Below are 13772 nucleotides of genomic sequence, written 5' to 3'. Positions count from 1 at the left end.
AACGCCGAGACTGATAGCAAACTTTCTGCGTGATGGCGCGCGTTTATCAGGCAGAAGGTTCGTCATCAGTCTTATTTATTATATTATTCAAGGAGTGAATTCGTTGTGAAAATTAAATTCTTATCATTATGTATTTTAGCGGGTGTTTTATTTGTTAGCCAGGTGAATGCTTCAGCGAACAACGGTAAAGATGATGTAAAATATGCTGCGCTTACCCAGAAGGATCTTGATGCTTTGCCTGTGGAAAAAAGAGCTTCGGTTCTGGATGAACTGGGGTTTATCCATGAATACGGTATTGGTGTACCGATGAATCGCGAACGGGCGTTGCAGTATTACAAGCAGGCCTGTGAACTTGGCGGTAACTATGGTTGCTATAATGTGAAGTATGCTTATCAGTATGGCGACGGAGTGGCGAAAGATAGCGCTCAGGCCAATAAGTATGCTAAGAAAATGAATCTGGATAATTTATTGATTGAGCAAGAATATATTGATAAGTTTTCGCAAGAAATTTACATGGCAAAAGCATTGGCCGATACGGATAAATCGCAGCGGGCGGCATTTATTAGTATACTAATTCATGCTCTAAATAATAGACCCGAGAGCGATGTGCTTTTTTTTAGCCGTATTGGATTTAACCAGGAAAAAACATTTCGGCTGGCTACGTTATGGTCGCAGGATGGCGACCCGCAAATGGATTATTAGATGGGGCGACTCACCCTTAATGACTTTTCCGGTCGCTATGCGGACGAGCCTTATCAAGCCAGACCTGCGTCATTGAAGTGGTTTCGCGCCGCCGCGGAAAAAGGCGTCGTTGAGGCCCAATCTCTCTTGGGGAGTATTTATTCGGGGGGAGAGGGCGATGAGTGGGGGATTAAGCCAGACATTCAGGAAGCACAAAAATGGTATGGACAGGCGGCTAAGCAGGGGGACAGCGATGCACAGATTGCGTTAGGTAAAATCTATTATTCTGGCGCAACAGGGCGCACTGATTACGCTAAAGCGCTGGCATTATTTACGCAGGTTGAAAATGATGGTACTAATTCGCGCTCAACGATGCCGTTGAGTTGGATGTATTATAACGGTTTAGGTACTGCACCTGATTGTGATAAAGCCTGGTCGTATTACAAGAAAGCATCTCGATATGTAGGTAAGATGGTTGAGGAAAAAATATTTTTAAGTAAGTGCGCAGCGGATATTCAGAGTCGAAAAAACAACGCGGATGCTTTACCTAAAGTAACGCTAAAAAAAGAGAGTGTTTTCTCTCGCGGGATAACGGCTAAACCGAAAGAATGCGCACTAATTTTTCAGATTGGCACAGATAAAATCCGTAACATGGCGAATTTGCATATTACGCTTGAGCTGAAAAATGATGATGGAATGGCAACTGAGGAAACGTTGATGATTCCGCCATTCGGTTTGAATACTCTGGGGATAGATATGCAAAATCATGATGTTGATCCTCTCATTACCACATACGATCTCCCGCTGTATACGCAAGATTTTTGTCACGGGATCGGCGATATCCATTTTACGCTGAAATCCGCTACGGCAACGATTAACGGTAAGAATGTCGATTTACTGAAAGCTGATAGTGTGCGCTTTTTAGATAAAGAATAAGGGAATGAAAAATGATAAAACGGAAATGGAGTATTTTGTTTCTGCTTGGGCTTTCTTTCGCATCGGTATGTCAGGCAGGTGATGATATTGACGCGTTGTATAGCCGTATTGCGCAGAAAGATATTCAGGCGCTAAATGAGCTAAAAGCGTTAGCCAAAGATAATAATGCTCAAGCGCTGGCGGAGTTGGGGTTTATTTATGAGTACGGTGTTTCAGTATCTGTGGATATTCCGCAAGCAATAAAGTACTACGAGCAGGCTTGTGATTTGGACGGTGATTATGGTTGCTTTAATGCAGCTTATTTCTATGAATATGGCATCGGTACCCAAAAGGACATTACGCAAGCGAAAACATTAGCAAAACAGCTTAGAGAAAAAATTAATCTATCCAATATCAATCTCGATAAAAAGGTGAGTGAACGTATAATTGGGAGTGTTTATAGTAATAAACTTGAGGCATATAGAGACCTTTCATTTCGTCCTCATTTTATTCAAGGCTTAAGTTTCTATTTTTATGCCCCGCAATCAGATGAGCGAAAACTGCTGAGTCGAATAGGTTTTGACTCATCACATCTTGCGCGGATAGCGATACTCTGGGCGAGAGAGGGTGATCCTGAGGTCGCGTATCAGACGGCAAAACTGGTCTCTACTTTGTATTTTAATAATGAAACGAAAACGATAGATATTGCTGAAGCGCTGAAATGGCTCCGAATTTCGGCCGAGAAGGGGGATGCCGACTCACAGACGCTGTTAGGTTTTCTTTATGAACACGCTGGATTGGGATTACAACCAGATGGAGAGAAAGCCAGGAAATGGTATGAAATGGCGGCGCAGCAAGGTAATGGAGAAGCATTGTATACGTTAGGTCGTATGTACTATTCTGGCGTAATGGTTAACGTTGATTACGATAAAGCGCTGTATTTTTTTAAAAAAGCTTATGAGAAAGAATTACAGGCGGCCGCTGATTATTTAGCACAGATGTATTTTAATGGCCAGAGTGTAGATGTCGATTGCCAACAATCCTGGCACTATTACGATAACAGCTATATAAAAAAGATGACACAACGCGATTATCTTGATTATTGTGAAAAAGATCGAAAGCGCCGTAATGATTTTAGTCAGCAACTTCCTGAGCTGACATTAGAAAAATATGCGGGATTATTTGGCAGGATTGATAATATTCCTCTGTGTCAGATTGGATTTGTTGTCAATACGAATAAGTTAATTCATGTTGCGAACTTACGTGTGGAATTGATATTAAAAAATGATGCTGGAGTTAGTGACGAAAGAATGGTCGCTTTTCCTCCTTTGGGTCTCAATACTCTGGGTGCTGAACAGGGTATGGGGGATTCTTTTAAGTCGATGGGATATCTCTTGATGAAAAACGGTGACTTGTGTGATTACCATAAACTTACTTTCACCGTGAAGTCAGCGACGGCAACAATCAATGGTAAAAAAGTTGATTTACTGAAAACGGATAATTTACATATTATTCAGAATCGATAACTCGTGGGGCGTTACTGCCTGATGAAATGGATAAAAAAACCGCCGTTTGTGACACGGCGGTTTTTTCAATAGCAACGCTTGTTACCAGACGTAAGTCAGCAGATTCTGCGAATTCGGCACCATAAAATCAACGGACATCATGATACTCAGCGCAGTAATCGCAATGATAGAGAAGCCGAACAGCTTACGCGCCCAGACCTTATCATCTTCCACTTTGTAACCGCGTAGCGCCATGCCGAGCCACCAAACGCTGACCGCCGCGGCGACCACCAGGTATTTGTAACCGGCATAACCGCCCAACGTTAGCATTAGCGTTGCAACGGCAAACGCAATGATGTACAGCGTTATGTGGTTTTTAGCGACTGAGATTCCTTTTACCACCGGCAGAACCGGGATATTGGCCGCCTGATAGTCCTTAAAGCGGAAAATGGCGATGGCGTAAGAGTGCGGCATCTGCCAGAGGCTGAAAATAGCCAACAGGATCGCCGCGCCGCTATCAAAGTCGCCCGTTACGGCGCAGTAGCCAATCACCGGCGGCGCTGCGCCGGAGAGAGAACCAATCAGCGTTCCGTAGACGGAGTGACGCTTCATGTACAAGCTGTACACGCCAACGTAGACCACGAAGCCCATCACCCCCAGCCAGCAGGCCAGAGGATTAGCGCCAAACCACAGCAGCATAAAGCCAGCAATACCCAGCAGGGTGGCGTATACCAGCGAGACGCCAGGAGAAATCAGGCCTTTGACCAGCACCCGATTCTTGGTCCTTTCCATCTTCCTGTCGATATCCCTGTCGATGTAGTTGTTAAATACACAACCCGACGCCACAACCAGTGACACCCCGACCAGCGTATAGATGAACAGGGGATAGTCAATGCTGCCCTTTGAGGCCAGCAGAAATCCCCCGATCACCGAGATCAGGTTGCCAAAGATGATGCCTGGTTTCGTTACTTGCAGGTATTGCTTAAACATCATACTCGCCGCTCTTAGTGCATCATCATGTTGTAGTTGAGGTTCCACATAATCCAGATGGAGCCCACAACCAGGATGGCGATGATCAGCACGGTAAAGATGAAGGCCGTCATGTTCCAGCCTTCATCAGATTTGGTGTTCATGTGCAGGAAACACACCAGATGCACCAAAATCTGCACCACTGCCATTGCCAGGATAGATCCCAGAATAACGGCCGGAGAGGCAGCGCCGGTCATCACCATCCAGAATGGAATAACCGTCAGGATGACCGACAGGATAAAGCCGGTCATGTACGTTTTTACGCTGCCGTGGGATGCGCCGCCGCTCTCGGTAGAATGACTCATTACATCGCCCCCATCAGATAAACAACAGTGAATACGCAAATCCAAATCACATCCAGGAAGTGCCAGAACAGGCTCAGACACATGATGCGGGTACGGTTAGTGCTGGTCAGACCGCGACGGGCAACTTGCACCATCAGCACCGCCATCCAGATCAAACCGGAAGTGACGTGCAGACCGTGCGTGCCGACCAGCGCGAAGAACGCAGACAGGAAGCCGCTGCGATCCGGGCCCATACCGTTAACAATCAGGTGATGGAATTCATAGAGTTCCATCCCGATAAATCCGGCACCGAACAAGAAGGTCAACGCCAGCCAGGAGATAACCTGGCTCTTGTTGTTCTTGTGCATAGCGATCGCCGCCATGCCGTAGGTAATGGAGCTAAATAACAGCAGGAAGGTTTCAACCAGAACGAACGGCAGTTCGAAAATGTCCTTACCTGTCGGGCCGCCAGCGGTGCCGTTCACCAGAACGGCATAGGTAGCAAACAGAATAGAGAACAGAATGCAGTCGCTCATCAGGTAGACCCAAAATCCGAAGATTTTGTTCTGGCCTGCGTCATGGTGCCCGTGTTCGTGCGCGTGGGCAGTCGCGTGCGTTAAAGTATCAGTTGCCATTTTTCAGCCCTGCCTTAGTAATCTCATCGAAATGCTGGTTTTCCAGTTTTTCGACTTCCGGGACCGGCACGTAGTAATCCACATCTTCATCAAAGCTTTTTACAATCCAGCTGATGATCATGCCTGCGAAACCCACTATCGCCAGCCACCAGATATGCCAGATCATGGCGAAGCCAAATACCGTTGCGAAGGCGGCGATAACAATACCGGCACCGCTATTTTTCGGCATATGAATCTCTTCATACTGTCCAGGCTGTTGGTACGCTTCGCCTTTTTCTTTCATTTCCCAGAAGGCGTCACGTTCGTGAACGTGCGGCACAACGGCAAAGTTATAGAACGGCGGCGGAGACGAGGTTGACCACTCCAGCGTACGGCCACCCCATGGGTCGCCGGTCAGATCGCGGTTCTGATCGCGGTCGCGAATAGAAACGAAGATCTGAATCAGTTGACACAGGATACCCAGCGCAATCAGCGCGGCGCCGGCGGCGGCAACCATCAGCATCGTATGGAACTGCGGATCAATTTGCTGGCTAAGGCGACGGGTCATGCCCATGAAGCCCAGTACATACAGCGGCATAAAGGCTACAAAGAAACCGATAATCCAGAACCAGAAGGCGCGTTTACCCCAGGTTTCGTTCAGCTTGAAGCCAAACGCCTTCGGCCACCAGTAGGTCATACCCGCGAAGCAGCCAAACACTACGCCGCCGATGATCACGTTATGGAAGTGCGCAATCAGGAACAGACTGTTGTGCAGGACGAAGTCCGCGCCCGGTACCGCCAGCAGCACGCCGGTCATACCGCCGACCGAGAAGGTCACGATAAAGCCGATGGTCCACATCATTGCGGAATGGAAGACGATACGGCCCTGATACATGGTGAACAACCAGTTGAAGATCTTCACCCCGGTCGGGATGGCGATAATCATGGTGGTGATACCGAAGAAGGCGTTAACGTTCGCGCCTGCGCCCATCGTGAAGAAGTGGTGCAGCCAAACGATAAACGACAGTACGGTAATACAGACGGTCGCCCAAACCAGCGAGGTATAGCCGAACAGACGCTTACGCGAGAAGGTCGCTGCGATTTCGGAGAATACCCCGAAGACCGGCAGAATCAGAATGTACACTTCCGGATGGCCCCAGGCCCAAATCAGGTTGATGTACATCATCATGTTGCCGCCCATATCGTTGGTAAAGAAATGGGTGCCCAGATAGCGATCCAGGGTCAGCAACGCGACGGTAACCGTCAGAATCGGGAAAGAGGCGATGATCAGTACGTTGGCGCACAAAGAGGCCCAGGTAAAGACCGGCATCTTGAACATCGTCATACCCGGCGCACGCATCTTCAGGATCGTCACGAAGAAGTTGATACCGGTTAACGTCGTACCAATACCCGAGAGTTGCAACGCCCATATCCAGTAATCGACCCCGACGCTGGGACTGTACTCTATTCCCGATAGCGGCGGATAAGCCAGCCACCCTGTCTGCGCGAATTCACCCACGCCCAGCGAGAGGTTAACCAGGATAACGCCGACAACGGTGAACCAGAAGCTCAGGTTGTTCAGGAAAGGGAACGCAACGTCGCGCGCGCCGATCTGCAGCGGAACCACCAGGTTCATCAGACCGATAACGAAGGGCATCGCCACGAAGAAGATCATGATTACGCCGTGAGCGGTAAAGATCTGATCGTAGTGGTGCGGCGGTAGAAAACCCGCTTCGCCTGCGGAGGCAAGTGCCTGCTGGCTACGCATCATGATGGCATCGGCGAAACCACGTAACAGCATCACAATCGCGACGATGATATACATGATGCCGAGGCGTTTATGGTCAACTGACGTTAACCACTCTTTCCATAGGTAGGTCCACTTACCGAAGTAAGTAATCGCTGCCAGTATCGCCAGTCCCCCGACGATAATTGCAGCGATCGTTACCATGACGATAGGTTCATGGAACGGTACTGCATCCAGTGATAATTTTCCGAACATCTTATCTTCCTCAACCCTTGGAGTTGGCGGATTCCGCGTGGCTCATGTCCATACCTTCCATTCCTTCATGCGAGCTGTGCTCACCTTCAGGTTGGGTCATGTCCATGCTCTTACCGTGGTCCATGAATTTGTTAATAACGTCCTTGAACAAATCTGGTTTCACGCTGGAGAAATATTCCACCTTGTTGTACTCGCTTGGCATAGCCACTTTCTCGAACGCCGCCATATCATTCATGGTGTTCGGAGACTGCTTCGCTTTTGCGACCCATTGGTCGAATTCTGCGCGGTCTTTGGTGGCGATAGCTTTAAACTTCATACCAGAGAAGCCCGGGCCGCTATAGCTGGCGGAGATGCCATCGTAGGTTCCGGGTTCGTTGGCGATCAGATGCAAACGTGTTTGCATACCGGCCATGGCATAAATCTGGCTACCCAGACGCGGGATAAAGAAGGAGTTCATCACGGAGTTGGAGGTCACTTTGAAATAAACCGGCGTGTTCGCCGGGAAGGCGATCTCGTTGACGGTGGCGATACCCTGCTCCGGATAGATGAAGAACCATTTCCAGTCCATGGAAACCACTTCGATGGTGATCGGTTTTTCGTCATGCGCCAGCGGCTTGCTTGGTTCAAGCGCGTGCGTGGTTTTCCAGGTCAGTACGGCAAGGAAAATGATGATTAAGATAGGCACCGTCCAGACCACGGCTTCCACTTTATTGGAGTGTGACCAGTTCGGGCTATACTTCGCATCCTTATTACTCGCACGATACTTCCAGGCGAAACCAACAGCCATCAAGATGGCGGGAATAACGACGATCAACATCAGGCCAAATGCCGTCAGTATCAGCGAACGTTGCTCCAGTCCAATCTGTCCTTTGGGATCCAGCAGCGCAGAATTACAGCCACTGAGTAATGCAGTGCCTGCAATTAATGACAACCATCCCAAACTTTTATTGTATTTCCTGAGTCTCATTTAACGACCTCAATTCCACGGGACCTGGTGGCGTTTAAAGTGTAGGGGCATTTTACGGTAAGGTTACATTACTGTAAACATGATTGGTTCTGTGTTACCAAGTTCTGCCGCGCATGTCACATATGTTGCCAAGTATGTCGAAATAACTTTAAGACACTGTTGAAACTTTGCGTTATAACGGATGAGGTCTGTAAGTGGGATGTTGAGGGATAATTGGTATAACCAATGTAAAAATAAAACAATTATTTAACAATTTATTATCAATAAAAGGACAATCAACGGCAGAAATTTAAATTTAATCGGCTGAATCGTGTAAAGAAAATAGGTAGCGTAGAAATTACCAATAATTTCCAAAATTCTGTTGCGCACAAAAAGACAAATATATTTTTTATCAATTGATGGTTATTTAGCCGTTATAATTCCGGGTCGTTATTACAACGGCAAATAATGTTTTACAGCAGGCGTGTTTTTCGTAGCGCCAGGTAGTCCAGCAACCCGCCAAAGACAATGCCGCACACGGCAACCACTACCGCAGTCTCAAGCAATTCGGGCAGGAATGAGAAGTTAGTGTAATCCACCGCGTTCATGGTCAGCAGGAGTACCCATACCGCCAGCAAAGCGACGCCCGCGAGCAGGATTGAAAGCGCGAAATTGTAGGCGCCACGGTATTGCGTGCGGGGAATGAAACGCTCGCTCTGCCAGCTATATTCCAGCGTTTGCCGACAGACCAGCAACAGTAACAGCCCGGGAACGGCGGCGACAACCGAGAAGAGGTAGAATGTCGGCCAGCCGTGCGCTTCAACGAACCAGCCCGCTACAGGACCAACATAAACGCGGCCTACTGCGGAGAGGGCCGACAGTAGGGCAAACTGTGTTGCGGAAAACGACTTATTACATAGCGTCATTAATAAGGCGACAAAGGCGGCAGTACCCATCCCGCCGCACAGATTTTCGAAAAAGACCGCCGCGCCCATGCTGAACATGTTTTTATCGGTAATGGAGAGCAACCAGTAACCGGCGTTGGACGCGCCTTGCAAAATGCCGAAAATCAGCAGCGCGCGAAACAGCGAAAGACGCTGCATTAATATGCCGCCGTATAACGCGCCGACGATCGTTGCCAACAGGCCCAGCGTTTTATTGACCACGCCAACTTCACCAGCGTCAAAGCCGACGCCGCGAATCAAAAAGGTGGTGGTCAGGCTCATAGCGAAGGCGTCCCCCAGTTTATAAAGCACAATGAGCAGTAAAATCAGCCAGGCGTTATTACGGCCAAAGAAATCGCGTAGCGGCGCGACGACGGCCTGTTCCAGCGATTTCGGGGACGGGATAGTATCGGTCGGTTCCGGCGCCAGTAAGGTGGCGATAATGCAGGGGATCAACAATGCCGCCATCAGCCAGTACATGCCCTGCCAGCCGAGCCAGCGATCGGCCAGCCATAGCGCCAGTCCGCCGGAAACCAGCATCCCCAACCGGTAGCCAAGCACGCTGATTGCCGCGCCAGCGCCGCGTTCTTCTGCGGGTAAAACATCGGTTTTCCAGGCGTCGAACACGATATCCTGCGAGGCGGAGCAAAAAGCAATCACCACCGCCAGCGCCGCCATCCAGCGTAGCTGCGTGCCGGGTTCAAGAAAGCCCATCGCCGCAATCGCCGCCAGTAACAACAGTTGGGTGGCGAGTAACCAACCGCGACGACGACCTAAAAAAGGCGGCGTGTAGCGGTCCATCAGCGGGGACCAGAGAAACTTAAACACATAGGCCTGACCAACCAGCGAGAAGAAGCCAATCGTTTTAAGATCGATATTCTCGACGGTCATCCACGCCTGTAGCGTACCGGAGGTGAGCGCCAGCGGGAGACCGGAGGCAAAACCCAATATCAGCAGAATGGCTGAGCGCGGTTGCTGGAAAATACGTAAATATTGACTTGACATAGGCATCTACAGACCCGGCTTTTGCCGGGTCTTGTTGTTGCTATTAACGGGCGTTTTGCTTGATAAAATCGTGAATACTGGTGTCCTGAGACATATCAACAATGGTATCGGTCAGAACGCTATTCACTGCGTCGGCAATATTCTGGTTAGAGGCCTGGAACGCCCCTTCAATAGAGTAGTTGGCGCGATAGTTTTTGGTCATCTTGCTGCCATTTGCCGCGGTCGCAATAATCGCGATATCCGCTTTGGTCGCGATGTTGTAGCGCACGCTGCCCTGGGAAACATCAGCATACAGTTGGTTAACAATTATCTGCAGATTAACCGCGCCGTTAGGCCCGATCATATAGCCCCGCGCCGTCATCTGTTTTTCCAGGACTTCTTGTAACAGGAAGCGTAAATCGCGGGAGGCGGTTAACGTTACCAGCTGGTTGTTACGCGTGACTTTCGCTAACGCTTGATCCTGGCGTTGGTCCGCGCCGGTAATGCTAACGGTGACGCCCATCAGGCTCGGGTCCTGCTGTGGCAAGGTGATCTTCGGCGCGACGTCAATGGTCGTCGGCGGTGTGGCGCATCCTGCCAGCATAAACAGAGCGACTAACGGAAAGAGAAGTTTTTTTAACATATTCAGGCTCTCAATGACGCTTAAAACGTGATAGGTAAAAATTCCCGCCATCATAACACCGCTAACGGCGAGGGGAAGTGGTCAACGCAGGTAAATTCGTCGTAATGTCCGATTTGGTATTGATAACGGCGCGAGCGGGGATTTTGAGCGCTAAAAGAATGATTAAGGCAGTAAACTTCATACGTTTGGCTGAAATAATCAGACGAAAGCTAAATTTTTGTTGTCATGCTGTAATGGAAACGGTAAAAGCGGCTAGTATTTAAAGGGATGGGTGACATCACAGCGTTGTCGGAGGAGATTTTCATGATGATACGTGAGCAAATAGAAGAAAAATTAAGGACAGCGTTCGACCCCGTGTTTCTCGAAGTTGTGGATGAAAGCTATCGTCACAATGTTCCAGCAGGATCGGAAAGCCATTTTAAGGTCGTGCTGGTGAGCGATCGCTTTACAGGCGAACGTTTTCTTAATCGTCATCGGATGATTTACGGTACGTTAACGGCGGAACTTTCCACAACCGTACATGCGCTGGCACTGCATACTTATACCCTCAAAGAGTGGGAAGGATTGCAGGATACTATCTTCGCGTCGCCTCCTTGTCGCGGCGCGGGAAGCATCGCGTAGCAAAACGGATTTGCAACTACCTCCGCTTTTCCAGTATGTTGCTACAGAATTATGTGAAAACGGCCTGCGGGCCGTTTTGTTTTGTCTGAATTTTGAGCGTGTCGTACAGTATTCAGACAAAAATTAGCCGAGAATTGTGAAAACCGCCGCAGCATCGCACAATCACCGTTCTCGACTCACAAAAGTGATGCCGCTATAATGCGCCGTCTTATATATGAACGTCTTCGGGATGATTCTGACGACAGGGAATGTGATTGATTACGAGAACATCCCGGTTCCGCGAAGCAAATAGCACGTGCTTGCGGAGTAGAGTTGACCGAGCACTGTGATTTTTTGAGGTAACAAGATGCAAGTTTCAGTTGAAACCACTCAGGGCCTTGGCCGCCGTGTAACGATTACAATCGCTGCTGACAGCATCGAGACCGCTGTAAAAAGCGAGCTGGTCAACGTAGCGAAAAAAGTACGTATTGACGGCTTCCGTAAAGGCAAAGTACCGATGAATATCGTCGCTCAGCGTTATGGCGCTTCTGTTCGCCAGGACGTGCTGGGCGATCTGATGAGCCGCAACTTCGTTGACGCGATCATCAAAGAAAAAATTAACCCGGCAGGCGCGCCGAACTATGTTCCGGGCGAATACAAAGTGGGTGAAGACTTCACTTACTCCGTCGAGTTTGAAGTCTATCCGGAAGTTGAGCTGACCGGCCTCGAGTCCATCGAAGTTGAAAAGCCGGTTGTTGAAGTCACCGACGCTGACGTTGATGTGATGCTGGACACCCTGCGTAAGCAGCAGGCGACCTGGAAAGAAAAAGACGGCGCTGCTGATGCGGAAGACCGCGTGACCATCGACTTCACCGGCTCTGTAGACGGCGAAGAGTTCGAAGGCGGCAAAGCGACCGATTTCGTTCTGGCGATGGGCCAGGGTCGTATGATTCCGGGCTTTGAAGACGGCGTTAAAGGCCACAAAGCTGGCGAAGAGTTCACTATCGACGTGACCTTCCCGGAAGAGTACCACGCTGAAAACCTGAAAGGTAAAGCGGCTAAGTTCGTTATCAACCTGAAGAAAGTTGAAGAACGCGAACTGCCGGAACTGACCGAAGAATTCATCAAACGTTTCGGCGTTGAAGATGGTTCCGTAGCCGGTCTGCGCGCTGAAGTACGTAAAAACATGGAACGCGAGCTGAAAGGCGCGGTGCGTAACCGCGTTAAGTCTCAGGCGATTGAAGGTCTGGTAAAAGCTAACGACATCGACGTACCGGCTGCGCTGATCGACAGCGAAATCGACGTTCTGCGTCGTCAGGCTGCGCAGCGTTTTGGTGGTAACGAGAAACAGGCTCTGGAGCTGCCGCGCGAACTGTTCGAAGAACAGGCTAAGCGTCGTGTAGTTGTCGGTCTGCTGCTCGGCGAAGTCATTCGTACCAACGAGCTGAAAGCGGACGAAGAACGCGTTAAAGGCCTGATCGAAGAGATGGCGTCTGCTTACGAAGATCCGAAAGAAGTGATTGAGTTCTACAGCAAAAATAAAGAGCTGATGGACAATATGCGTAACGTCGCTCTGGAAGAGCAGGCTGTTGAAGCGGTTCTGGCAAAAGCGAAAGTGTCTGAAAAAGCTACTTCCTTCAATGAGCTGATGAACCAGCAGGCATAATTTGTCGCGTTAAAAGCACGAAATTTGCACAAAAACCCGTCACCTTTCAGTGACGGGTTTTTTTTGTCACGCATTTTGCATGGTAAGGGTGCGAAAACTGCGTTTCAGTGTTAGCGTTAGAACAAAAGATTGTTATGCTTGAATTATGGCGATGCCGTACCCATTACAGAGGGACTGGCTGATAATCCGTCCATCAGGTTACAATCAGTACAGCAGGTTTTTTCAATTTTTATCCAGGAGACGGAAATGTCATACAGCGAAGAACGAGATAATTTGGCCCCTCATATGGCGCTGGTGCCGATGGTCATTGAACAGACCTCACGCGGTGAGCGCTCTTTTGATATCTATTCTCGTCTACTTAAGGAACGCGTCATATTTCTGACCGGCCAGGTCGAAGACCATATGGCTAACCTGATCGTGGCGCAGATGCTGTTCCTGGAAGCGGAAAACCCGGAAAAAGATATCTATCTGTACATTAATTCTCCTGGCGGCGTAATTACTGCGGGGATGTCCATCTATGACACCATGCAGTTTATTAAGCCAGACGTCAGCACCATTTGTATGGGACAGGCGGCCTCTATGGGGGCGTTTTTGCTGACTGCCGGGGCGAAAGGCAAACGTTTCTGCTTGCCGAACTCTCGCGTCATGATCCACCAGCCGCTGGGCGGCTATCAGGGCCAGGCGACGGATATTGAAATTCACGCCCGCGAAATTTTGAAAGTAAAAGGGCGCATGAATGAACTTATGGCGCATCATACGGGTCAATCTCTTGAGCAGATTGAACGTGATACTGAGCGCGATCGCTTCCTCTCCGCGCCTGAAGCGGTAGAGTACGGTTTGGTTGACTCAATTTTGACCCATCGTAATTGATGCCCTGGACGCAAGTGTGCCGCTATACACTTCATCCTTCACGCTACCTCGGTGTTGGTTGCCAGCGCGCCTCCCGGTGACTTACTTAT

The 13772-nt window shown here is 49.3% G+C and carries 11 protein-coding genes and 1 pseudogene; 5 read left to right on the top strand and 7 right to left on the bottom strand.

Features of this window, described 5'->3' with window-relative positions; genetic code table 11:
• The first annotated feature begins 105 nt into the window (after window positions 1–105).
• A pseudogene (locus ACLJNW_RS12660) lies at window positions 106–1617 on the top strand (tetratricopeptide repeat protein).
• An 11-nt stretch (window positions 1618–1628) separates the two neighbouring features.
• Entirely contained in the window at window positions 1629–3122 is a 1494-nt protein-coding gene (locus tag ACLJNW_RS12655; RefSeq protein WP_000595930.1) for a tetratricopeptide repeat protein, read from the top strand.
• 81 nt (window positions 3123–3203) lie between these two features.
• On the opposite strand, the gene cyoE is transcribed toward ACLJNW_RS12655, so the two are convergent.
• The 7 genes from cyoE to ACLJNW_RS12620 all read right to left on the bottom strand — a co-directional run bounded on the left by cyoE (window position 3204) and on the right by ACLJNW_RS12620 (window position 10547).
• Window positions 3204–4094 (bottom strand): heme o synthase, encoded by an 891-nt coding sequence (gene cyoE, locus ACLJNW_RS12650; RefSeq protein WP_000971352.1) that lies wholly within the window; start codon window positions 4092–4094, stop codon window positions 3204–3206.
• An 11-nt stretch (window positions 4095–4105) separates the two neighbouring features.
• Window positions 4106–4435, bottom strand: a complete 330-nt coding sequence (locus tag ACLJNW_RS12645) for a cytochrome o ubiquinol oxidase subunit IV (RefSeq protein WP_000019878.1) — start codon at window positions 4433–4435, stop codon at window positions 4106–4108.
• Window positions 4435–5049 carry a cytochrome o ubiquinol oxidase subunit III gene (locus ACLJNW_RS12640; protein ID WP_000179833.1) on the bottom strand — a complete coding sequence of 205 codons (615 nt, stop codon included), beginning with the start codon at window positions 5047–5049 and terminating at the stop codon, window positions 4435–4437. The genes ACLJNW_RS12645 and ACLJNW_RS12640 overlap by 1 nt, the downstream gene beginning before the upstream one ends.
• Window positions 5039–7030 (bottom strand): cytochrome o ubiquinol oxidase subunit I, encoded by a 1992-nt coding sequence (gene cyoB, locus ACLJNW_RS12635; protein ID WP_000467158.1) that lies wholly within the window; start codon window positions 7028–7030, stop codon window positions 5039–5041. The genes ACLJNW_RS12640 and cyoB overlap by 11 nt, the downstream gene beginning before the upstream one ends.
• Window positions 7031–7040: 10 nt before the next feature.
• Window positions 7041–7997, bottom strand: coding sequence for a cytochrome o ubiquinol oxidase subunit II (cyoA, locus tag ACLJNW_RS12630; RefSeq protein ID WP_001239448.1), 957 nt, complete (start codon window positions 7995–7997; stop codon window positions 7041–7043).
• A gap of 452 nt (window positions 7998–8449) precedes the next feature.
• Window positions 8450–9925 carry a muropeptide MFS transporter AmpG gene (ampG, locus tag ACLJNW_RS12625; protein ID WP_000098481.1) on the bottom strand — a complete coding sequence of 492 codons (1476 nt, stop codon included), beginning with the start codon at window positions 9923–9925 and terminating at the stop codon, window positions 8450–8452.
• Between the two features lie 43 nt (window positions 9926–9968).
• Window positions 9969–10547, bottom strand: coding sequence for a lipoprotein (locus ACLJNW_RS12620; RefSeq protein ID WP_024154479.1), 579 nt, complete (start codon window positions 10545–10547; stop codon window positions 9969–9971).
• A gap of 303 nt (window positions 10548–10850) precedes the next feature.
• On the opposite strand from ACLJNW_RS12620, the gene bolA reads away from it, so the two are divergent.
• The 3 genes from bolA (at window position 10851) to clpP (ending at window position 13683) form a co-directional block, all read left to right on the top strand.
• Complete coding sequence (bolA, locus tag ACLJNW_RS12615; RefSeq protein WP_000973433.1) at window positions 10851–11168, top strand: transcriptional regulator BolA; 318 nt, start codon at window positions 10851–10853, stop codon at window positions 11166–11168.
• A 346-nt stretch (window positions 11169–11514) separates the two neighbouring features.
• Window positions 11515–12813, top strand: coding sequence for a trigger factor (gene tig / locus ACLJNW_RS12610; protein ID WP_001198403.1), 1299 nt, complete (start codon window positions 11515–11517; stop codon window positions 12811–12813).
• A gap of 246 nt (window positions 12814–13059) precedes the next feature.
• Window positions 13060–13683 carry an ATP-dependent Clp endopeptidase proteolytic subunit ClpP gene (gene clpP, locus ACLJNW_RS12605; protein WP_023203868.1) on the top strand — a complete coding sequence of 208 codons (624 nt, stop codon included), beginning with the start codon at window positions 13060–13062 and terminating at the stop codon, window positions 13681–13683.
• The last annotated feature ends 89 nt before the right edge of the window (window positions 13684–13772 follow it).

It is taken from the genome of Salmonella sp. SAL4457, assembly GCF_046548235.1.
GTDB classification, from domain to species: domain Bacteria; phylum Pseudomonadota; class Gammaproteobacteria; order Enterobacterales; family Enterobacteriaceae; genus Salmonella; species Salmonella enterica.
Note: the sequence above shows the minus strand (reverse complement) of the source record. Positions and strands in the feature narration are given on the sequence as shown.